Genomic DNA, 21,589 nt, shown 5'->3' with positions numbered 1-21,589 from the left:
CCGCACCCCGCGAGGAGCCCGCCGATGACCATCGCCGACACCGCCCCCGCTGCGTCCGCCGCCGTGCCGCGCGCGCTCGACGGCGCGATCTCCCGTTTCGTCGACGCCGAGTCCCGGCGCATGCGGCGCAAGCGCCTCACCAACCGGGTGCTGGCGACCAGCTTCGGCCTGTTCGTGCTGCTGGTCTGGCACGTCGCCACCGAAGCCGGCTTCGTGCACAAGCTGATCATCCCCTCGCCGATCGACACCTTCTGGGCGACCGGCCGCGTGATGAGCGCCGCCTACTTCTGGCCGAACGTGTCGGTGACGCTGCAGGAGATCTTCTGGGGCTTCCTGTTCGGCCTCAGCAGCGGGGCGATCCTCGGCATCTCGGTGGCGATGTTCGAGCCGGTGCGGGCGACGATCTATCCCTATCTCGTCGCGCTGCAGGCGCCGCCGAAGATCGTGCTGGCGCCGATCTTCATCACCTGGTTCGGCTTCGACCAGGCCTCGAAGATCGCCATCGCCGTGGTGATGAGCTTCTTCCCGATGTTCCTCAACACGCTGACCGGCATGACCTCGGTCGACCCCAACGCCGTGAAGCTGATGCGCTCGCTGACGGCGGGGCGCTGGAAGACCTTCCGCTACCTGCTGCTGCCGAATGCGCTGCCGATCATGATGGCCGGCGTCAAGCTGTGCTGGACGCTCGCCGTGCTCGGCGTGATCGTCGGCGAGTTCGTCGGCGCCTCGGCCGGCATCGGCTACCTGATCTACGCGATGAACTTCCAGCTCGATATCGCCGGCGTGTTCTCGCTGATCATCCTGCTCTCGCTGTTCACGCTGTTCGTCTACCAGTTCATCGAATGGCTCGAGAGCCGGATCGTGTTCTGGAAGCAGCTCTGACGGCACGGGAATCCGCGGGCCGGTTCGCACCGGCAGGCCGCGGATCCCGCAACCCTCTCCCGCCGCCCGCCCGCCGCGTCCATGGCCGGGCGGGGCGGCGGGCAAGCACCAGACCGCGCCACGCCTGACCGCCCCACCGGGGCGGCGGCGAAGACGCGGCAGGGACCAGCCACCAACCCCGGAGATCGACGTTCATGTCCTTCGTTTCCCGCATCCGCAGTCTCGCCGGCCCCCTCACCCTCGCCAGCCTGCTCGTCGTCGCGCCCCAGGCCACCGCCCTCGCCCAGGAGCTGAAGAAGTTCGCCGGCGTCACCGCCCAGGGCGGCCCGACGGCGCAGATGTTCCCGGTCTTCATGGCGATGGAAAAGGGCTTCTATGTCGAGGAAGGCCTCGACGTGACGCTCAACTATTCCAAGGGCTCGTCCGACGCCGCCCGCCAGCTCGCCGCCGGCAACGTCGACTGGGGCATCTTCTCCTCGGCCGCCACCATGCAGACCGTCCAGCGCGGCTTCCCGCTGAAGGCGATCATGCAGATCTACTACCCCGACACCTTCGACATCGTCGTCCCCGCCGACAGCGCGGTTAAGACGATGGCCGACATGAAGGGCAAGACCATCGGCCTCTCCGACCTCGCCGGCGGCGAAGTGCCGATGACACGCGCCTCGATCGTCGAGGCGGGCCTGCAGGAGGGCGCCGACGTCAAGCTCGTCGTCGCGGGCGAGGGCGATCCGACCACGATCCGCTCGTTCACCGAAGACCGCATCCAGGCCTATGCGGGCGCCAAGCGCGACCTGCTGCTGATCCCGGCGCAGGGCATCCCGACCCGCTCGATCACCCCGGCCGCGATCGCCGCCTTCCCCGGCGACGCGCTGTCGGTGACCGCCGAGACCTTCGAGGCCGATCCGGAGACGCTGGCGAAGTTCGTCCGCGCCACGCTGAAGGGCTGGGCCTGGGGCATGGCCAACTCGGACGCCGCCTTCGAGCTGCTGAAGACCAAGTACGCCGCAGCCTCGCTCGGCGACAACCCGGTGGCGCCGGAGTTCTGGGCGCTGGTGCAGACCTACTACACCGCCCCGTCCAGCGTGACGCAGCACGGCACCTTCATCCCCGCCGCCTGGACCGTCTACATGGACTATCTGCAGCTCGGCGAAGGCGAGCAGCAGGCGCTCGCCGGCCCGGTCGACCTCTCGACCATCCTCACCGACGAGATCGTGCTGAAGGCCTGGGAAGGCCTCGACATCGAAGCCGCCAAGGCGCCGTAACCACGCAGGAAACTCGCCGGGCGCCGGACCCTCGCGGGGGTGCGGCGCCCGGCGCCCTGATGCGGGATCGCGGTCCCGCCTTGTGGCCGCCCCGCCGCCCGCCTATCTCAATCGCGGCGCCGGAACGACCGGGCGGCGCCGGATCGTCGGCTCCCGGCCGGATGCCCCGATGCTGCAAGCCGCCTCCCTCGCCGTCACCCAGATCTTCTCGCCGCCGTTCCGCGCGGTGCTGTGGCGCGCCCTCGGCCTCACCATCGCGATGCTCGCGGCGGTCTGGGCGACGGTCTACGCCACTTTCAACCACTTCGTGACGCTGCCCTGGCCGTGGCTGCAGACGACGGTCGAGATCCTCACCGGCGTCGGTCTCGTCATCGGCCTCGGCTTCCTGATCGCGCCGGTCTCGGCGATGTTCGCCGGCCTGTTCCTCGACGACGTCGCCGAGGCGGTCGAGCGCACCTATTATCCCGCCGACCCGCCCGGCGTGCCGGTGCCGACCGGCCAGGCGATCCTCTCCGCCATCCGCTTCACGGCGCTGGTCATCACCGTCAACGTGCTGGTGCTGCTGCTCGTGCTGCTGCCGGGCATCAACGTCATCGCCTTCTTCTTTGCCAACGGCTACCTGCTCGGCCGCGAGTATTTCGAGCAGGCCGCCGGCCGGTTTCATCCGCGCGAGACGGTGGCCGAGCTGCGCAACCGCCATGCGGCGCGGCTGTTCTTCGCCGGGCTCGGCATCGCCTTCATCCTCGCGATCCCGATCGTCAACCTTTTGACGCCGCTGTTCGCCACGGCGCTGATGGTGCACGTGCACAAGCGCATCGTCGGCAGCCGGCCGATGAAGCCGGCGACCGAAAGTGCACTGGCGGACGGCGGACGGCGCTCGCCATGATCGCGGCGAACGACGAGACGAGAGCCCGCGCGCGGCGCGGTGCCAAGGGGAGGGCAGCATGACCGAGACCGGCACCGTGAATTCCGCCGTCCCCGCCTCCGGCGTCGACGTGCTGGCGCTCGCCGAGAGCTGGCGCCGTGAGGGCCGCGGCGTCGCGCTCGCCACCGTGATCGAAACCTGGGGCTCGGCGCCGCGCCCGGTCGGCAGCCACCTCGTCATCGACGCCGACGGCAATTTCGAAGGCTCGGTCTCCGGCGGCTGCGTCGAGGGCGCCGTCGTTGCGGAAGCCGCCGAGGTGATCGCGGACGGTGCGCCGCGCGTGCTCGAGTTCGGCGTCGCCGACGAGACCGCCTGGCGCGTCGGCCTCTCCTGCGGTGGCCGCATCCGCGTCCACGTCGCCCCCGTCGCCTGACGCGCGCCCCGCCCGCGCCCGCAAACCCCGCCAACTTTTCCGAAGGAGCGGCCCGGCCGTGGATCTCGCAACGCTCGCCGCCCTCAACGCCGAACGCGCCGCTCGCCGCGCCGCCGTGCTGGTGACGCCCCTCGCCGGCGGCCCGGTGCGGCTGGTGCGCGGGGGCGACGACCTCGCCGGCGATCCGCTCGGCCCCGCGATCGGCGAGGCCTTCCGCTCCGGGCGCTCGGCGACGATCGCGACCGAAGCCGGCGAAATGTTCCTCACCGCCAGCCTGCCGCCGCCGCGCCTCGTGCTGATCGGCGCCGTGCACATCTCGCAGGCGCTGGCGCCGATTGCCGCCATCGCCGGCTTCGACACCGTCGTCGTCGACCCGCGCACGGCGTTCGCCACCCCGGAGCGCTTCGCCGGCGTGACCCTCCACGCCGAATGGCCCGAAGACGTGCTGCCCGGCCTCGGCCTCGACCCCTATACCGCGCTCGCGGCCCTCACCCACGACCCGAAGATCGACGATTTCGCCCTCACCCACGCGCTGGAGCGCGGCTGCTTCTACGTCGGCGCTCTCGGCAGCCGGAAGACCCATGCCCGCCGGCTGGAGCGGCTCACCGCGTCGCCCGAGGCGCTGTCGCGCATCGAGGCACCGATCGGCCTCGACATCGGCGCCGTCAGCCCGGCCGAGATCGCCGTCTCGGTGATCGCCTCGGTGATCGCCGCGCTGCGCCGGCGGCCGGCATGACCGCGCCGTCTCCCGGGTCCCCGCGATGAAGTTCGGCACGATCCCTGTCGACGGGGCGGAGGGCGCCATCCTCGCCCATGCCGCGGTCGTCCCCGACGGCGTGCTGCGCAAGGGCACCCGGCTCGGCCCGGCCGAGATCGAGCGGCTGCGCGCGGCCGGCACTACCGAGATCGTCGCGGCGATCCTGGAAGCCGGCGACGTGCACGAGGACGCGGCGGCGCACCGGCTCGCCGCGGCGCTGGCGGGGCCGGGCATCATGCTCGAACGGGCGGCGACCGGCCGCTGCAATCTCTTCGCCGATGTCGCCGGCCTGCTGAAGGTGATGCCGGAGGCGGTCGCGGCGGTGAACCGGGTCGACGCCGGCATCACGCTCGCCACCCGCCTGCCCGACCGCGGCGTCGAAGCCGGGCGCATGGTGGCGACGGTCAAGATCATCCCGTTTTCGGTGCTGGAAGACCGCCTCGCCGAGGCGATCGCCGCGGCGACCGCGCTCGGCCCCGGCCTCGCCGTGCGCCCGTTCCGGGCCCTGCGCGTTGCCGTCGTCTCGACGCTGCTGCCGCAACTCAAGGCGACCACCATCGCCAAGACGCTCGGCATCCTCGCCAAGCGGCTGCAGCCCGCCGGGGCGACGATCGTCGCCGACCGCCGCGTGCCGCACGATGCGGAGGCCGTCGGCGCGGCGCTCGCCGACCTTGCTTCAGCTGCCGATCTCCTCATCGTCTACGGCGCCTCGGCCGTGGTCGACGCGGACGACGTGGTGCCGGCCGGCATCCGGGTCGCCGGCGGGGCGGTGCATCACTTCGGCATGCCGGTCGATCCCGGAAACCTGCTGCTCGTCGGCGAGGTCGCCGGGCGGCCGGTGGTCGGGGCGCCGGGGTGCGCGCGCAGCCCGGCGGAAAACGGCTTCGACTTCGTGCTCGAACGCCTGCTCGCCGGCGAGCCGGTCGGGCGCGAGGAGCTCGTCGGCATGGGCGTCGGCGGCCTGTTGATGGACATCGTCACCCGTCCGGCGCCGCGCGGCGGCGAGGCGTCGGCGGAGCGCCCCGGCGCGCCGATGATCGGCGCCGTGGTGCTCGCCGCGGGCCGCTCGAGCCGCATGGGGCAGGGCACCAAGATGCTCGCCCGTCTCGGCGGCGTGCCGCTGGTGCGCCGCGCGGCGGAGGCCGCGCTGGCGAGCCGCGCCGCCCACGTCGTCGTGGTGACGGGCCACATGGGGGCCGAGGTCGCGGAGGCGCTCGCCGGCCTGCCGGTAACCATCGTCGAAAATCCCGCCTACGGCGAAGGGCTGTCCGCGTCGCTGAAGGTCGGCATTGCGGCGTTGCCCGCCGCATGCGAGGCGGCGGTGGTGCTGCTCGGCGACATGCCGGATGTTTCGGCCGCAACGGTCGACCGGCTGATCGCCGCCTATGCCCCGATGACCGGCGCGCTGGTCGCGGTGCCGGTGCACGAGGGGCGCCGCGGCAATCCGGTGCTCTGGTCGCGCCGCTTCTTCCCGGCGCTGTCGGCGCTGGAAGGCGACGTCGGCGCGCGCCACCTGATCGCGGCGCATGGCGAGGCGGTGGTGGAGGTGGCGTCGGGACCCGAGGTGCTGCTCGACCTCGACACGCCCGAGGCGCTGGCGGCGGCGGGCGGCGAGCCGGCCCCTGTCGAAAACAGCGGCGAAAACACCGGCGAAAACACCGGCGAGAATGCGGGCTGAAGCCTACTCGTCCTCGCCGAAGCGGCCGTTGACGAGGTCGGAGATCGCGGTGATCGCCTCGGCCGCCTCGATACCCTCGGCCGTCACGGTGATCACCGAGCCGATCGAGGCCGCCAGCATCATCAGCCCCATGATCGAGCTGCCCGAGACCGACTGCCCGTCCTTGCTGACGGAGATCGCCGCGTTGAAGCGGTCGGCGCACTGGACGAAGCGGGCCGAGGCGCGCGCGTGCAGGCCCTTGCGATTGCAGATTTCGAGGTCGCGGACCTCGCGGCGCTTGTGCGGCGGCACCGCAGCCTGGGGTGGGCCCGCGTCGCTCATTGGCCCGACAGCACCTGGCTCGCGACGTTGATGTATTTCCGGCCGGCGTCGCGCGCGTCGGTCACCGCCTCGGCGAGCGGCTTGTCGCCGCGCACGCTGGCGAGCTTGATCAGCATCGGCAGGTTGACGCCGGCGATCACCTCGACCTCGTCCTGGTCCATCACCGAGATGGCGAGATTGGACGGCGTGCCACCGAACATGTCGGTGAGCAGCACGACGCCCGAGCCGTCGTCGACGCGAGCGACCGCGTCCAGGATATCCTGGCGCCGCTGCTCCATGTCGTCCTCGGGCCCGATGGAAATGGTCTCGAGGCTCGACTGCGCGCCCACGACATGTTCCAGCGCGGCGCGGAACTCGTCCGCGAGGCGCCCGTGGGTCACGAGTACCATTCCGATCATGATCGACGCGTATCCTCCGCGCGAGGCAGGGAGCGGCCCGTTCCCCGACTTCGCCGTCTCCCCATGCCGGGCAACCGTCCCACTCGGGCGGGCGCCGCGGCAAGCCCCGGTCCCGCGCGTGTTGCGCCGCGATCGAAGCTGCCACATCTTGACCAGACCGCGACCGAGCGCAAGAGGCAATCGCCCGCCCGGTGGTGCGGTCGTCAGATCGGATGAGGGTCGTTGGGGTGGCGCCATGCGGAGGGGCCGCGCCCCCTCATCCGCCCTTCGGGCACCTTCTCCCGCGAGGGGAGAAGGGTTTTTCATAAGCTCGATCAGGACACTGCACCTTCCAGCGCCGCTGGCCGATTCCCTTCTCCCCTTGCGGGAGAAGGTGGCTGAAGGCCGGATGAGGGGTGGGCCCCGATACTCCGCCGCTCATGATCCCCCCGGACCCAGCGCCCGCAGCGCAAACCGCACCGCGATCACCGCGGCGAGCAGATCCCCGCCGCCCGCCGCCGGCAGGGCGAGGCGCGGCAGCTCCACTCCGGCGAGTTCGGTCCGGCGCGCCTCCGGTTCCGGCATCCGCGCGATCTCCGCAGGATCGACGAGGTCGACGCAGAGATCCACCGTCGCAGCAGCAACGAACGGAGTGGTGACGATTCCGAGGCCGCGCACCTCGGCGAGGCCGGCGATCGTCGGCGGCACATGCGCTTCCAGCCGGCCGCCGTGCACATGCAGCGCCGTGCGGTCGTCGGCGACGAGCGCGGCCGGCCGACCGGCGTCGCGCTCGGTCTCGACCAGCGCCAGCGCCAGCGTGGTCTTGCCGCTGCCCGGGGCGCCGCGGATCAGCACGCCGCGGCCGCCGATCACGACGCAGCTCGCGTGGATGGTAGCAAGGTCGGTGGGGCCGGGTGCCATCGCGCCGCCTCAGGCTTCGGCGGGGAGCCGCACCACGAAGCGGGCGCCGAGCACGCGGCCGTCGCCGGGCGCGTGGCGGTTGCCGGCGCGGATCGTGCCGTGGTGCGCCTCGACGATCTGCCGCGAGATGGAGAGGCCGAGGCCGGAGTTGTTGCCGAAGCCCTCGCCGTCGGGCCGGTCGGTGTAGAAGCGCTCGAAGATGCGGTCGACCACGTCGGGCCGGATGCCGGGCCCCTCGTCGTCGACGACGATCTCGATGAAGTCGTCGCGCCGGGCGAGCGAGATCGTCACCCGGCCGCCGGGCGGCGAGAACGAGCGGGCATTGTCGATCAGGTTGTTGATCACCTGCCCGAGGCGGCTGTCGTGGCCGAGGATGCCGAGGCGGCTGCGGTCGGTGCCCGGCGCGATGGCGAGGTCGACCTTTGCTGCGCCCGCGCGGCTGGTGGCGTTGGCGAGCTCGATCACGCCGGCGAGCAACTGGCCCATGTCGATCGGCTCGGCGCGGCCGCGCGCGAGTTCGGCATCGAGGCGCGAGGCGTCGGAGATGTCGGTGATCAGCCGGTCGAGCCGGCGCACGTCGTGCTGGATGATCTCGAGCAGCCGCTGGCGGCTGGATTCGGTCTTGGCGATGGGGAGCGTCTCGACGGCGCTGCGCAGCGAGGTCAGCGGGTTCTTCAGCTCGTGCGCGACATCGGCGGCAAAGCTCTCGATCGCGTCCATGCGGGTGAAGAGGGCGGCCGTCATGTCGCGGAAAGAGCGCGCGAGATGGCCGACCTCGTCCTGGCGGTCGGCGAATTCCGGGATCTCGTGCCGCGTGCGGCCGGATCGGCGCACCTTGTCGGCGGCGGCCGCGAGCCGGCGGAGCGGCGCGGCGATGGTGCCGGCGAGGAGGATCGACAGCACGCCGGTGACGCCGGCGGCGACGAGGAAGACGCGGAAGATCGCCATCCGCTCGGCCTCGACGATCGAATCAATATCGCCGCCCTGCGTCGACAGCAGCAGGCTGCCGACCACGGTGCGCGAGCGCTGCACCGGCACCGCCACCGAGACGATCAGCTCGCCCTGGTCGTTGACCCGCACCACGCTCGCCGGCGCCCCCGACAGCGCCCGCGCCACCTCCGGATAGCCCTTGCCGTCGGAACTCGCGCGCTCCTCGTAGATCGAGAGATCGCCGCGGCGGAACCAGAACTTGAGGTCGGCCCACCACTGGCCGATCAGGCCGGGGTCGCCGGAGCCCGGCGGCGGCAGGTCGAAGCGCAGCACCTGGCCGCGCGAATAGAAGAAGCGCGAATCGAGCAACAGCGCGCCGTCGCGGTCGTAGATGCGCGCCCGCGTCCGCGTCGGCGAGATCAGACGGCGCAGGATCGGCGCCACCTTCTCCGGGTTGATCGGGAAATCGAGGCTCTGGGCGTTGTCGTCGAAGGCGTTGGCGCTCTGGCCGGCCTGCAGCTCGAGCAGCTTGTCCGGGTCGATGGTGATCGTGTCGGTCTCGACCGTCGCCGAGGCGGCGATCGCGCCGGCGATGATCTCGCCCTGGGTGAGCAGGCTCTCGACGCGGGCGTCGATCAGCCCGGCGCGGAACTGGTTGAGATAGAGGATGCCCGACACCATCGCGATCAGCGCCGCGAGGTTGAGCACCAGGATGCGCCGGGTGAGGCTGGAGAACACATGCGCCGCGGCAAAGCGGGCGAGCCGGGCCGACACCACCCGCAGCCAGCGCGAGCCCCGCGGCGAAGCGCTGCGTTCGGCCGGCGCGGCGTCGGGCGCGGCCGGCGTCGGCGGAAACGCCGAACCGCCGCGTTCGCTGTCATCGTCCGGCCGCGGCACGGCCGCGCGCAGGGCGTCGCCGGCATCCGCCGCACGCGGCGCGGCGACCGGCTCGGGCGGCACGGCCGGCGTGTCGACCGGATTGTCGATCGGGGTGCTGACTGGCGCGTCGATTGGTGCAGCGGGGGCGGCGTCGCGGCCCGCCGGGGGCGGGGCGTCGGGTGGCGTTACGGCAGCATCGATCGGCGGCTCGGCGACGACGTCGCCGGCCTTCGCCGCCCGCGCGCGCGGACGACGTCCAGTGGCGCCCGTCGCGGCCGCGCCGGCGCCGCGGCGGCCGCCCTTGCGCCCCTCTGCGGCGGCGTCAGCGATCTCACATCTCCTTGAAGCGATAGCCGACGCCGTACAGCGTCTCGATCATGTCGAAGTCGTCGTCGATCGCCTTGAACTTCTTGCGCAGCCGCTTGATGTGGCTGTCGATGGTGCGGTCGTCCACATAGACCTGGTCGTCGTAGGCGGCGTCCATCAGGGCGTTGCGGCTCTTCACCACGCCCGGGCGCTGCGCCAGCGCGTAGAGGATCAGGAACTCGGTCACGGTCAGCGTCACCGCCTGGCCGTTCCAGGTGCAGGTGTGCCGCTCGGGGTCCATCATCAAGGGGCCGCGGTCGATGTTCTTCGCCGTGTCGGCCGCCTTCGGCGCGGCCGGGTCGCGTGGGGCGACGCGGCGCAGCACGGCGCGGACGCGCTCGACCAGCAGGCGCTGCGAGAACGGCTTCCGGATGAAGTCGTCGGCGCCCATCTTGAGCCCGAACAGCTCGTCGATCTCGTCGTCCTTGGAGGTGAGGAAGATCACCGGCATGTCGGTCTTCTGGCGCAGGCGGCGCAAGAGTTCCATGCCGTCCATGCGCGGCATCTTGATGTCGAGGATCGCCATGTCGGGCGGCGACTTGGCGAGACCGTCGAGGGCGGACGCCCCGTCCGTATAGGTGTCGACGCGGTAGCCCTCGGATTCGAGAGCGATCGACACGGACGTCAGGATGTTACGGTCGTCGTCGACGAGCGCGATCGTGGGCATGGCACCTCGATTTCTTCAGATCAGTTCTTTGCGACGATCTTCTTGGGCGGCGGTGTCGCGGCAGCGGATTCAACTGCACGGATTGCAGCCTATACCCGCAGGAATACGCGGAAAATGTGGCGGCCGCCAGTGCGCACGGCGTGCGCACGCCGTGCGAAGGGTGCGCGCGGGCCGCCGTCGCCGCTCTTCCCCCGCCGGTCCCGCAGCAGCTAGGCTTTGATCGCCGCGATTTCGGCGGCGAAGGAGACGGCGATGGCGGCACGCGGCGACGAGACCTCGGGCGGACGAGCCGCCGGCGACGCCGTCTTCGACCCGGCCGCCGCGGCCCGCGCCGTGCTCGCCGCCGCCGGCGACGGCGCACTCGGCACGCTGCGTCCGGGCGGCGCGCCCTTCGTCAGCTTCGTCGCCGTGGCGCCGGAACCGGGCGGCGACGTGCTGCTGCTGATCTCCTCCCTCGCCGTGCACACCCGCAACCTCGGGCATGATTCGCGCGCGTCGTTGCTTCTCGTCGCCCCCGAAGCCGGCGCGGCGGGAAGCGGCGACGTGCTGGCGGGCTCCCGCCTCACCCTCGAGGGGCGCGTCGTCGCCACCGACCAGCCGGCGGCGCGGGCGCAGTATCTCGCCCGCCATCCCGAGGCGGCGGGCTACGCCGACTTCGCCGATTTCGCTTTTCACCGCTTCGAAACCGCCACGGCGCATCTCGTCGCCGGTTTCGGCCGCATTGCATCGCTCGACCGGCGAGACCTTTCGCTCCCGGAGTGAGTGGCGGCCCGCGCACCGCCGCCGGCACGGCCGCGCGCACAGTTCTTCGCGTACGCAACGGATGTGAAGTGCACATTTGCGCGCTTACTTTCGGAAAATAGTGTTCCGCGCCGTCATGGCGTCTCTCACGTTGCTTAATTCAGGCCACGAAAAATCTGCGGTTCGACCTGAACCGATTAACTTCATGCATTTGGCGTTCATGTCTTTTCTCCAACTTGCACGACTGGAGATCGTTCGGTAACGTTCGAATAGATCGTATCGATGAGTTCATAGGTGTTTGCTCGGTTCCGTGCGCGGAGCCTCCCGACCCGGCGACGAGCGCCGGTTTCCGGGGCAAACGGGCGGATTTGCAGCCGCCGGATCAGGCCTTACGCCGGATGGAACCGACGGGACGGAGCGGCATCGCCGCACCGAACGAAGACTCGCGTCTTCGCGTCGACGGCATCGGTGCGTGGCCGGCAATCGAGGGTTTCGCGCGGCGTCAGCCGGGCGATCAGCAGCGGCGGGGCCTCTTGTCCCGCCGTATCGACCGGAGGTCGGCCCGCCATGCGGCGCCTCCGGACGGAGACCGTCGCGCCTTGCGACGATCACCGGTCCCAAAAACTGCGATGGTGACGGAGACCTCGACGACAATGACAGGCACCTTGAGCGCGGCGCGCGGACTGGACGACATCGGCTTCGGTGGTCTCGCGGGGGTTCACTGGAACCTTTCCGAGCCGCGCCTCTACGAAGAGGCGATCCGTCGCGGCGAAGGCCGTATCGTGGCCGGCGGCGCCTTCGCCGCCGACACGGGCATCCACACCGGCCGCTCGCCGAAGGACAAGTTCGTCGTCCGCGACGCGCTGACCGAAGGCACCGTCTGGTGGGACAACACCGGCGCCATCACCCCGGCGCAGTTCGACGTGCTGCTGGCCGATTTCCGGGCCCACGCCGCCGGGCGCGAACTCTTCGTGCAGGACCTCTGGGGCGGCGCCGAGCCGGCCTACCGGCTGCCCTCGCGCATCGTCACCGAATACGCCTGGCACTCGCTGTTCATCCGCAACCTGCTGATCCGCCCGCCGCACGAGGCGCTGGCCGGCTTCGCGCCCGACCTCACCATCATCGACCTGCCGAGCTTCCGCGCCGATCCGGCCCGCCACGGCAGCCGCGGCGAGACGATCATCGCCTGCGACTTCTCGCGCCGCATCGTGCTGATCGGCGGCACCAGCTACGCCGGCGAGATGAAGAAGTCGGTCTTCACCATGCTCAACTTCCTCCTGCCGGAGAAGAGCGTGATGCCGATGCACTGCTCGGCCAACGTCGGCGACGACGGCGCCTCGGCGCTGTTCTTCGGCCTGTCGGGCACCGGCAAGACCACGCTGTCGGCCGACCCGACCCGCACCCTCGTCGGTGACGACGAGCACGGCTGGGGCGAGAACGGCATCTTCAACTTCGAGGGCGGCTGCTACGCCAAGACCATCCGTCTCTCGGCCGAGGCCGAACCGGAGATCTACGCGACCACGCAGCGCTTCGGCACCGTGCTCGAGAACGTCGCCATCGACCCGGACACCCGCGTGCCCGACTTCGACGACGGCTCGAAAACCGAGAACACCCGCTGCGCCTATCCGCTGGACTTCATCCCGAACGCCAGCGCCACCGGCCTCGCCGGCCACCCGAAGAACATCATCATGCTGACGGCCGACGCCTTCGGCGTCATGCCGCCGATCGCCAAGCTGACCCCGGCGCAGGCGATGTACCACTTCCTCTCGGGCTACACCGCCAAGGTGGCCGGCACCGAAAAGGGCGTGACCGAGCCGCAGGCGACCTTCTCGACCTGCTTCGGCGCCCCGTTCATGCCGCGGCACCCCACCGTCTACGGCGAGCTGCTGCGCGACCTGATCGCCGGCCACCAGGTCGACTGCTGGCTGGTCAACACCGGCTGGACCGGCGGCGCCTTCGGCACCGGCCGCCGCATGCCGATCAAGGCGACCCGCGCCCTGCTCGCCGCGGCGCTCGACGGCTCGCTGAAGAACGTCGAGTTCTACGTCGACCCGAACTTCGGCTTCGCGGTGCCCGCCGCGGTGCCGGGCGTCGACGCGGCGATCCTGCACCCGCGCGAGACCTGGGCCGACAAGGCCGCCTATGACGCGCAGGCCGCCAAGCTGGTGCAGATGTTCGTGAAGAACTTCACGATCTTCGAAGACCACGTCGACGCCGAGATCTCGGCGGCGGCTCCCGAGCTGCGCTCGGCCGCGGAATAAGGGGCGAGGGGCCGGCATACCGGCCCTCGAACGTCCTGCCGCCGTGAGGAAACGTCCCGACATGGAAAAGGGGAGACCGCCACCCGGCAGTCTCCCCTTTTTCGCGTCGTCCTCCCGGCGGACCTTGGTCAGCGCGGCGCGCGCTTGGCGAGGATGCGCTGCAGGGTGCGGCGGTGCATGTTGAGCCGGCGCGCCGTCTCGGAGACGTTGCGCTCGCAGAGTTCGTAGACGCGCTGGATGTGCTCCCAGCGCACCCGGTCGGCCGACATCGGGTTCTCCGGCGGCGGCGCCTTGGCGTCGGGGTTGCTGGTGAGGGCGGCGTAGACCTCGTCGGCATCGGCGGGCTTGGCGAGATAGTCGACGGCGCCGAGCTTCACCGCGGTCACCGCGGTGGCGATGTTGCCATAGCCGGTCAGCATGATGACGCGGGAGTCGGGCCGCTTCTCGCGCAGCCGCGCGACGACGTCGAGGCCGTTGCCGTCGCCGAGCCGCATGTCGATCACCGCGTAGGCCGGCGGGCGTTCGTCGACGCTGGCAAGGCCCGCGGCGATCGAGTCGGCGGTTTCGACGGCAAAGCCGCGCTGCTCCATCGCGCGGGCGAGGCGCTGCAGGAACGGCTTGTCGTCGTCGACGAGCAGCAGGCTGGTGTCGCCTTCGATCGGCGCATCATTGTCGTTCATGGCTTGTCCTCTCGGTCCGGTCGCCGCGCTTCTTCGCCCTTGGGGCATGGCTGGCGACCGATCGTTTCTCCCAGTGCGCAGAATAGCAAAGTCATTGATAGGCGAAAGCTATAAAGACGGCGCCGAACTCCGCGACATGCCGCCGCGCCTGCGGCGTCCTACCTCGTCCCGGCAGCCGCTCAGCTGCGGCCGGCGCCGGTCCCCGCCGCGCCGCCCGAGGAAAACGCCTTGCGCGGCCAGCGGATCTCGATCACCGCGCCGGTGCTGTCGGCCGGGCGGTTCGAGATGCGCACCTTGGCGCCGGTGCGCTCCAGCAGTGTCTTCGCCATGAAGAAGCCGAGGCCGAGCCCCTGTGCCTCGATCTCCTCCGAGGTCGCGCGGACGCGGGTGGTGAAATAGGGCTCGCCGATGCGGTCGAGGTCGCCGGGCGCGAGGCCCGGCCCGTCGTCGCGGACGGTAACCGAGACCCGGTCCTCGTCCCACGCCACCTCGACGTCGACCCGGGTACGGGCGAAATCCACGGCGTTCTCGATGACGTTGGCGAGGCCGTGCACGATCGCCGGGTTGCGCGGGCCGGTCGGCTCGTCCTCGGGCTTGCCCTGCGGCGTGACGTCGACGTCGACGCCGGTGTCGCGGTGCGGCGCTACCACGTCCTCGACGAGGTGGCTGAGCGGCACCTGGTGCAGGTGGTCGTGGAATTCGCCCGACAGCGAGGTCAGCTTGCGCAGCAGGTCGCGGCAGCGCTCGGCCTGCTCGCGCAGCAAGAGCATGTCCTCGCGCAGCGGCGAATCCGTGGGCAGCCCGCGCAGCACCTCCTTCGAGACGAGGGCGATGGTGGCGAGCGGGGTGCCGAGTTCGTGCGCCGCGGCGGCGGCGAGGCCGTCCATCTGGTGATTGTGCTGCTCGCGGCTCAGCACCAGTTCCGTCGCCGTCAGCGCCGCCTGCAACTGCCGCGCCTCCTCGGCGATCCGCCAGGAATAGGCGCCCATGAAGGTGACCGCCGAGATCAGCGCCACCCAGACGCCCGCCGTGTAAATGCCGGGCGGCGTGAAGCCGCCGGCCGGCAGCCAGGGCAGCGGCTGGTGCACGAAGGCGAGCAGCGAGGCGAGCGCCACGACGAGGCCGCCGAGCATCAGGGTGCGCTTCAGGGCGAGCGCCGTCGACGACACGATGACGGGGGCGAGGATCAGCACCGAGAACGGATTGCCGAGGCCGCCGGTGAAATAGAGCAATCCGGCGAGCTGCAGGATGTCGTAGCCGAGCAGCAGCGTCGCGCGGCGGTCGTCGAGGCGGAGGCTCGCCGGATAGCGGATCTTCAAGACGAGGTTCAGCCAGGCCGACAGCGCGACGAGGCCGAGGCAGGGACCGATCGGCAGCCGGTAGTCGAGCACGAACTCGACCGTCACCAGCGTCGCGAACTGGCCGGTGATCGCCAGCCAGCGCAGCCGCACCAGCGTGTCGAGCTTGATGCGCTTGGTAATCTCGCCCGGGGCCGGGCGGAGGACGGGGCGGGCAGCGAGCGCTGTCTCCGGCTGCTCGAAGTGGCGATCGTCGGGGGGTGTCATCGCGCTCCTGCAGCGTTCTTGTCGACGGGCATGGCCCACCGATCGGCGTCGGTTTGCCGCTTCTCAATCATTTGCGCCCAAGCTTCGATCGGCGCATGCACATTTGTCACGGAACTTAGACTTTCGTCTCGCCGCACTTGCCGGCTCTCTGCACAAGCCCGTACTGTCGACGACCGCCGTTTGCAAGTCGGGCCCGAGCAGAAGCCCGAGACGGACCGAGGACCGCAGCCCGAGGACCACAGCACATGACCCACGTGCCCTACTATCAACTCTACGAGCTGAACCATGCCGCGGTCGGTCCCGTGCGCGCGGCCGCCGATCTGACGCGGCTCTACTTCCAGAACCCGTTCAACCCGCTCGCCCATACCGACTACGGCCGCAAGATCGCCGCCGCCTGCGAGTTGTTCGAGCGCGGCACGCGGCGCTACGACAAGCCCGCGTTCAACCTGCCGACGACGCTGGTCGGCGGCGAGCGTGTCGCGGTGACCGAGACGGTCGTGTGGGAGCGGCCGTTCTGCCGTCTGATCCATTTCGAGCGCGCCCTCGGCAAGGCGGCGCGGCGGGCCGACCCGAAGGTGCTCGTGGTGGCGCCGATGTCGGGCCACTACGCGACCCTGCTGCGCGGCACCGTCGAGGCGCTGCTGCCGCGCCACGAGGTCTATATCACCGACTGGACCGACGCGCGCATGGTGCCGCTGATCGACGGCCGCTTCGACCTCGACGACTATATCGACTATGTCGCCGCGATGGTCCGCGCGCTCGGCGGCGACGTGCACGTGCTCGGCGTCTGCCAGCCGTCGGTGCCGGTGCTCGCCGCCGTCGCGGTGATGAACGCCGCCGGCGACGAGATGGCGCCGCTTTCCATGACGCTGATGGGCGGCCCGATCGACACCCGCCGCAACCCGACGGCGGTGAACCGCCTCGCCGAGGAGCGCGGCACCGACTGGTTCGCGAACAACGTCATCATGAAGGTGCCGTTTCCGAACCCCGGCGTGCTGCGCGACGTCTATCCCGGCTTCCTGCAGCTCACCGGCTTCATGAGCATGAACCTCGACCGCCACCTCGGCGCGCACAAGGACTTCTTCAAGCACCTCGTCACCGGCGACGGCGATTCCGCGACCAAGCACCGCGAGTTCTACGACGAGTATCTCGCCGTGATGGACCTCACCGCGGAGTTCTACCTGCAGACCGTCGACGAGGTGTTCGTGCGCCATTCCATGGCGCGCGGCGTCTTCACCCACCGCGGCGAGACGGTCGACTGCGGCGCGATCACCCGCACCGCGCTGCTCACCATCGAGGGCGAGAAGGACGACATCACCGGCCGCGGCCAGACCCAGGCCGCGCACGACCTTTGCACCAACCTGCCGGACGACATGAAGGCGCACTACGAGCAGCCCGCCGTCGGCCACTACGGCGTCTTCAACGGCTCGCGCTGGCGCGCCGAGATCTGCCCGCGCATCGCGGATTTCATCCTGACCCACAACCGCCGCCCGTCGGCGGCGGCGGCGAAGGCGGCAGACGTGAAGCCGGCGACGGCCAAGGCCCCCGCCGCCAAGCCGGCGACCGCGAAGGCCCGCGTGCTGCAGGCGGAAAATCCCGTGCCGCGCCGCCGCAGCCGGGCGAAGCCCACGACCTGACATCGCGCGTCCCGTCTCCCGCCGTGTCGCCACGAGGCGGCGGGGGACGGGACGCGCCGTCAGGCTTAACCGCCCTTTAAGCGTGCCCGCCTAGCGTCGAACCCGTACCCGGGTCGGCCTTGCCCCCGGAGCCTTTGAGCCGGAGAGCGAGGGACGCCATGGCAGGACGGGGTGCGGCACCGCGCCGGTCCGCGCGAGCGGCGGAACGCAAGGAGCCTCGTTTCGACACGCCGGCCCCGGAGCTGCGCGCCGACGCCGAGATGCGGGCGGAGCCCCGGCGCGCCCCGCGCGGCCCCGCCAAGGCCCCGGCGGCCCCGCCGCCGCGCCGCCGCGGCGGCCTGTTCCGCTTCCTGCGCGGCACGATCTACTGGGGCATGGTGCTCGGCATCTGGGGCGTCATCGTCGGCCTCGGCGTGCTCGGCTACTACGCGGCCCATCTGCCGGCGACCTCCGAGTGGTCGGTGCCGAAGCGCCCGCCCAACGTCGAGATCCTCGACGCCGACGGCCGGCTGATCGCCAACCGCGGCGACACCGGTGGCGAGGCGATCCGCCTCGAGCAACTGCCCCCCTACCTGCCGCAGGCCGTCATCGCCATCGAAGACCGCCGCTTCTACAGCCACTTCGGCATCGATCCGCTCGGTCTCGCCCGCGCCGTCGTGGTCAATCTCACCGCCGGCGACGTCGTCCAGGGCGGCTCGACGCTGACGCAGCAGCTTGCGAAAAACCTCTTCCTCGAGCCCGACCGCACCATCGGCCGCAAGATGCAGGAGGTCGTCCTCGCGCTCTGGCTGGAGTGGAACTACGGCAAGGACGAGATCCTCGAGATGTATCTCAACCGCGTCTACCTCGGCGCCGGCGCCTATGGCGTCGACGGCGCGGCGCGCCGCTATTTCGGCAAGCCGGCGACCGAGGTGAACGTCTCCGAGGCGGCGACGCTGGCCGGCCTGCTGCGCGCGCCCTCGCGCTATGCCCCGACCCGCAACCCGGAGCTCGCCGCCCGCCGCGCCGAGACCGTGCTCGCCGTGATGGCGCAGGAAGGCTACATTTCCGCCCGCGAGGCGGAAACGGCCGTTTCCGACCCCGCCCGCGTCGTCTCCGACCATGTCGCCCGCGCCGAGAACTACGTCGCCGACTGGGTGATGGACCTTTTGCCCGGCTACGTCGGCGCGATCCGGACCGACCTCGTCGTCGAGACCACCGTCGACGTCGGGATGCAGGATGCCGCCGAGGCCGCCCTGAAGCAGACGCTCGCCGAGGAAGGCACGAAGCAGGGCATCTCGCAGGGCGCGCTGGTGGCGATCGACGGCGACGGCGCGGTGCGCGCGCTTGTCGGCGGCCGCGACTACGGCCAGAGCCAGTTCAACCGTGCCGTCAGCGCCCGGCGCCAGCCGGGCTCCGCCTTCAAGCCCTTCGTGTTCCTCGCGGCGCTGGAGCGCGGCTGGTCGCCGGACAGCGTCATGGTCGACGAGCCGATCACCATCCGCGGCTGGCAGCCGAAAAATTACACCAAGGATTTCCTCGGTCCGGTCAGCCTGACCACGGCGCTGGCGAAATCGATCAACACTGTCGCCGCCCGCCTCGCCGCCGAGGTCGGCCCCGCCAACGTCACCCGCACCGCGCGCCGGCTCGGCATCGTCTCGAAGCTGCACGACAGCCCGTCGATCGCCCTCGGCACGGCGGAAGTGACGCCGCTCGAAATCACCGCCGCCTATGTGCCGTTCTCGAACGGCGGCTTCGGCGTCATCCCCTACGTCGTGTCGCGCATCCTCGACGCTGACGGCAAGGTGCTGTTCCAGCGCAACGGCGACGGGCCCGGCCGGGTCGCCTCGCCCGAGGCGATCGGCGCGATGAACCGCATGCTGCAGGCGACCATCGAGACCGGCACCGGGCGCAAGGCGATGCTCGACGGCCGCCCCGCCGGCGGCAAGACCGGCACCAGCCAGGAGTTCCGCGACGCCTGGTTCATCGGCTACACCACCGGGCTGACCGCCGGCGTCTGGATGGGCAACGACGACGGCAAGCCGACCGACAAGGTGACCGGCGGCAGCGTGCCGGCGATCGCCTGGAAGCGCTTCATGACGGCGGCGACCGCCGGTCGCGCCGTGCAGCCGCTGCCGGGGACCTGGCTCGGCGCCCCCGCCGTGCTCGCCGCCCCGCCTGCGGTCGCGATGCCCCAGTCGGCGCCGCCACGCGACGCCGCCCCCGCCGGGCGGCCAACCGGCATCTTCTCCGATTCGTCGGCGGCGCAGGGTCCGACCGACGAGGAGCGCGGCCTGCTCGACCGCCTGTTCGGCGGCTGAGCCGATTCTCGCTCGAAGCGCCGCTCAGGCGTCGCCGAGCAGCGCCCGGGCCGCGGCTTCGTCCGTCACCAGCGTGTTGCAGCCGACCCGGGTGATCGCGGCGCGGATCGCGGTGGCGCGGCCGGCGCCGCCCGAGGCGAGCACGATGTGGCGCGCCCGGGCCAGCGTATCGAGGTCGACCGACATCACCCGCTCGGCGATCGGATGGTCCACGGAGCGCCCCGCCGCATCGATGAAGTTGCAGAGGACGTCGCAGACCGCGCCGGCGCCGATCAGGGCGTCGCGCTCGGCGTCGCTCATCAGCTTCAGTGACAGCGAGGTCGCGCCGGGGCCGATGTCGCCGGCACTGATCACCGCGATGTCGAGGGTCTCGGCGAGGCGGTAGAGCCGGTCGAGGCCGCATTTCTCAATGAGGCGCCGCCGTGTTTCGGCGGAATCGACCAGCAGCGGCGCGAAGAACAGGTCGCATTCGGCGTCGAGCAGGCTGGCGAGGCGCCAGGTGTACTCGATCGGGTTGTCGATCTGCGGCGACGAGACCCCGCCGATCAGCGAGACGACGCGCACGCCGGCGCGCCGCGGCGGCCGGAACGCCGACAGCGAGGCCGACAGCGTTCGCCCCCAGCCGACCCCGATCACCGCCCCGTCCGAAATCGCCTCTGAGAGAAACTTGCCGAGCGCCGTCCCCACCGCCTTCGCCGACTGCTCGGCATCGCCGCCGGCCGGCACCACGATCGCCTCGTCGAGGCCGAAGCGCTGTTCGAGGGCGAGCGCCAGCTGCACGCAGTCGTGCTCGCCCTCGCTGATCCAGATCTGCACCTCGCCGCGCCGCCGCGCCTCCTCGATGAGGCGCACCACGGTGGTGCGGCTGACGCCGAGCTTGTCGGCGACGTCCTTCTGGGTGAGGCCGTGGTTGTAGTAGAGCCAGGCCGCGCGCAGCCGCAGCGACTGGCCCTCGCTGAACGCGGTCTGGGTGCCGCGGCGCAGCTTGGTCACGGCGCGCCGTCCCCGGCGAGGAACGCCGTCGCCAGCCGGTTGAACAGCGGCGCCGCCTCGACGTGCGGCATGTGGCCGGCCTTGGCGATCGGCTCGAAGCCGCCGCCGAACAGGCCGAGCCGGGCGGGATCCGGCCGGGCGATCGCATCGCCCTCGCCCCAGACCACCATCCGCGGCAGGCCGAGCGCTGCGACCGCGCGCGCCGTCGGGGCAAAATCGCTGACGGCGCCGGTGAGTCCGGCCGCGACCTTGCGCAGTGCGTCGCGCGCCCCCGGCCGGCCGAGCTGCTCCAGCACCCGCGCCACCATGTGGCGGTTGACCAGCTGCGGCCGCACGAACAGCCGTCCGAGCAGGGCGGTCGCCTGGTCCGGCGCCTCCAGCGCGGGAAACCCCTCGACGAACTCATGGTCGATCTCGCCGCCGAGTCCAGCTGGGGCGATCAGCAGCAGCGAACGGACGAGATCCGGCCGCGCCTTTGCCATCTCGATCGCCGTGCCGCCGCCGAGCGAATGGCCGACGACTGCGACCTGGGAGAGGCCCGCGGCATCGAGGCTCGCCACGACTTTTGCCGCGAGCGCGGCGGGGTCGCCGGCGCCGGGATCGAGCCCGAGCGAGTCGCCGTGGCCGGGCAGGTCGAGCGAGAACACCCGGCCGCTCGTGCTGAGCGCGCCCTGGTTGGCAAGGAACGACATCCGGTCGCCGCCGAAGCCGTGCACCAGCAGGATCGGCGCGCCCTCGCCGCCCTGCTCGACGAGGCGGGGAAAGGCGGCGTCGCCGAGGCTCATGCCGACTCGATGACGCCGAGCACGGCGCCGACCGCGGCGAGCTCGTCGGCCGGGATCAGGATCGATTTCAGCGTGCCGCTCGCCGGCGCCTCGATCTCCATGGTCAGCTTCGGCGTGGTGATCGCGACCAGCGCCTCACCGGCCGTGACGCTGTCGCCCTCGGCCTTCAGCCAGCTATCGACCTGGGCTTCCTCGATCTCGTTGCCGAGCTGCGGCACCAGGATGTCGACGTCCATCGCGTGTCCTCCGGTCTGGTTGCTTGTGTGGCCGATCCTGCGCCCAGAATAGC

Annotated in this window: 20 protein-coding genes; 10 read left to right on the top strand and 10 right to left on the bottom strand. The window is 71.1% G+C overall.

Going from position 1 to position 21,589, the window contains the following annotated elements:
* The first annotated feature begins 24 nt into the window (after nucleotides 1-24).
* The 6 genes from I5731_RS08075 (at nucleotide 25) to I5731_RS08050 (ending at nucleotide 5,877) form a co-directional block, all read left to right on the top strand.
* On the top strand, nucleotides 25-882 hold the full coding sequence (locus I5731_RS08075) for an ABC transporter permease (protein ID WP_197310851.1): 858 nt from the start codon (nucleotides 25-27) through the stop codon (nucleotides 880-882).
* Between the two features lie 194 nt (nucleotides 883-1,076).
* A complete protein-coding gene (locus I5731_RS08070; protein ID WP_197310850.1) occupies nucleotides 1,077-2,144 on the top strand; it encodes an ABC transporter substrate-binding protein in 1,068 nt (355 codons plus the stop codon).
* Nucleotides 2,145-2,313: 169 nt separating this feature from the next.
* Complete coding sequence (locus tag I5731_RS08065) at nucleotides 2,314-3,030, top strand: sulfate transporter family protein (RefSeq protein WP_197310849.1); 717 nt, start codon at nucleotides 2,314-2,316, stop codon at nucleotides 3,028-3,030.
* Between the two features lie 58 nt (nucleotides 3,031-3,088).
* Nucleotides 3,089-3,442, top strand: coding sequence for an XdhC family protein (locus tag I5731_RS08060; protein ID WP_197310848.1), 354 nt, complete (start codon nucleotides 3,089-3,091; stop codon nucleotides 3,440-3,442).
* A 58-nt stretch (nucleotides 3,443-3,500) separates the two neighbouring features.
* Nucleotides 3,501-4,178: an XdhC family protein gene (locus tag I5731_RS08055; protein ID WP_197310847.1), complete on the top strand. Its 678-nt coding sequence runs from the start codon at nucleotides 3,501-3,503 to the stop codon at nucleotides 4,176-4,178.
* Nucleotides 4,179-4,203: 25 nt separating this feature from the next.
* Nucleotides 4,204-5,877 (top strand): NTP transferase domain-containing protein, encoded by a 1,674-nt coding sequence (locus I5731_RS08050; protein WP_197310846.1) that lies wholly within the window; start codon nucleotides 4,204-4,206, stop codon nucleotides 5,875-5,877.
* Nucleotides 5,878-5,880: 3 nt separating this feature from the next.
* Here I5731_RS08050 and I5731_RS08045 read toward each other — a convergent pair whose 3' ends face one another.
* The 5 genes from I5731_RS08045 to I5731_RS08025 all read right to left on the bottom strand — a co-directional run bounded on the left by I5731_RS08045 (nucleotide 5,881) and on the right by I5731_RS08025 (nucleotide 10,338).
* The gene (locus I5731_RS08045; protein ID WP_197310845.1) at nucleotides 5,881-6,198 is read right to left on the bottom strand and encodes an HPr family phosphocarrier protein; all 318 of its coding nucleotides are present in this window, start codon (nucleotides 6,196-6,198) and stop codon (nucleotides 5,881-5,883) included.
* Nucleotides 6,195-6,596 (bottom strand): PTS sugar transporter subunit IIA, encoded by a 402-nt coding sequence (locus I5731_RS08040; protein WP_197310844.1) that lies wholly within the window; start codon nucleotides 6,594-6,596, stop codon nucleotides 6,195-6,197. The genes I5731_RS08045 and I5731_RS08040 overlap by 4 nt, the downstream gene beginning before the upstream one ends.
* 417 nt (nucleotides 6,597-7,013) lie before the next feature.
* Nucleotides 7,014-7,496, bottom strand: coding sequence for an HPr kinase/phosphorylase (locus I5731_RS08035; protein WP_197310843.1), 483 nt, complete (start codon nucleotides 7,494-7,496; stop codon nucleotides 7,014-7,016).
* Nucleotides 7,497-7,505: 9 nt separating this feature from the next.
* On the bottom strand, nucleotides 7,506-9,323 hold the full coding sequence (locus I5731_RS08030; protein WP_197311165.1) for a stimulus-sensing domain-containing protein: 1,818 nt from the start codon (nucleotides 9,321-9,323) through the stop codon (nucleotides 7,506-7,508).
* A 313-nt stretch (nucleotides 9,324-9,636) separates the two neighbouring features.
* On the bottom strand, nucleotides 9,637-10,338 hold the full coding sequence (locus I5731_RS08025; protein ID WP_197310842.1) for a response regulator transcription factor: 702 nt from the start codon (nucleotides 10,336-10,338) through the stop codon (nucleotides 9,637-9,639).
* A 252-nt stretch (nucleotides 10,339-10,590) separates the two neighbouring features.
* Between I5731_RS08025 and I5731_RS08020 the strand changes: the two genes are divergently transcribed.
* Nucleotides 10,591-11,100: a HugZ family pyridoxamine 5'-phosphate oxidase gene (locus tag I5731_RS08020; protein ID WP_197310841.1), complete on the top strand. Its 510-nt coding sequence runs from the start codon at nucleotides 10,591-10,593 to the stop codon at nucleotides 11,098-11,100.
* Nucleotides 11,101-11,732: 632 nt separating this feature from the next.
* Entirely contained in the window at nucleotides 11,733-13,340 is a 1,608-nt protein-coding gene (locus I5731_RS08015) for a phosphoenolpyruvate carboxykinase (RefSeq protein ID WP_197310840.1), read from the top strand.
* A gap of 128 nt (nucleotides 13,341-13,468) precedes the next feature.
* Here I5731_RS08015 and I5731_RS08010 read toward each other — a convergent pair whose 3' ends face one another.
* Entirely contained in the window at nucleotides 13,469-14,020 is a 552-nt protein-coding gene (locus I5731_RS08010) for an ActR/PrrA/RegA family redox response regulator transcription factor (protein ID WP_197310839.1), read from the bottom strand.
* Between the two features lie 179 nt (nucleotides 14,021-14,199).
* Entirely contained in the window at nucleotides 14,200-15,585 is a 1,386-nt protein-coding gene (locus I5731_RS08005; RefSeq protein ID WP_197310838.1) for an ActS/PrrB/RegB family redox-sensitive histidine kinase, read from the bottom strand.
* A 245-nt stretch (nucleotides 15,586-15,830) separates the two neighbouring features.
* On the opposite strand from I5731_RS08005, the gene I5731_RS08000 reads away from it, so the two are divergent.
* Both I5731_RS08000 and I5731_RS07995 read left to right on the top strand, forming a co-directional pair.
* Nucleotides 15,831-17,222: a polyhydroxyalkanoate depolymerase gene (locus I5731_RS08000; protein WP_197310837.1), complete on the top strand. Its 1,392-nt coding sequence runs from the start codon at nucleotides 15,831-15,833 to the stop codon at nucleotides 17,220-17,222.
* Between the two features lie 260 nt (nucleotides 17,223-17,482).
* Nucleotides 17,483-19,522: a transglycosylase domain-containing protein gene (locus tag I5731_RS07995; protein ID WP_235981636.1), complete on the top strand. Its 2,040-nt coding sequence runs from the start codon at nucleotides 17,483-17,485 to the stop codon at nucleotides 19,520-19,522.
* A 24-nt stretch (nucleotides 19,523-19,546) separates the two neighbouring features.
* On the opposite strand, the gene I5731_RS07990 is transcribed toward I5731_RS07995, so the two are convergent.
* Genes I5731_RS07990 through I5731_RS07980 form a run of 3 tightly spaced genes read right to left on the bottom strand, consistent with a single transcriptional unit; the run spans nucleotide 19,547 to nucleotide 21,536 of the window.
* Complete coding sequence (locus I5731_RS07990) at nucleotides 19,547-20,515, bottom strand: sugar-binding transcriptional regulator (protein ID WP_197310835.1); 969 nt, start codon at nucleotides 20,513-20,515, stop codon at nucleotides 19,547-19,549.
* Nucleotides 20,512-21,300, bottom strand: coding sequence for an alpha/beta fold hydrolase (locus tag I5731_RS07985; RefSeq protein WP_197310834.1), 789 nt, complete (start codon nucleotides 21,298-21,300; stop codon nucleotides 20,512-20,514). Before I5731_RS07985 ends, I5731_RS07990 begins: the two co-directional genes overlap by 4 nt.
* Complete coding sequence (locus I5731_RS07980) at nucleotides 21,297-21,536, bottom strand: lipoyl domain-containing protein (RefSeq protein ID WP_197310833.1); 240 nt, start codon at nucleotides 21,534-21,536, stop codon at nucleotides 21,297-21,299. The genes I5731_RS07985 and I5731_RS07980 overlap by 4 nt, the downstream gene beginning before the upstream one ends.
* Between the last annotated feature and the right edge of the window lie 53 nt (nucleotides 21,537-21,589).

The sequence above is a fragment of the Methylobrevis albus genome, from assembly GCF_015904235.1.
GTDB lineage: Bacteria > Pseudomonadota > Alphaproteobacteria > Rhizobiales > Pleomorphomonadaceae > Methylobrevis_A > Methylobrevis_A albus.
Note: the sequence above shows the minus strand (reverse complement) of the source record. Positions and strands in the feature narration are given on the sequence as shown.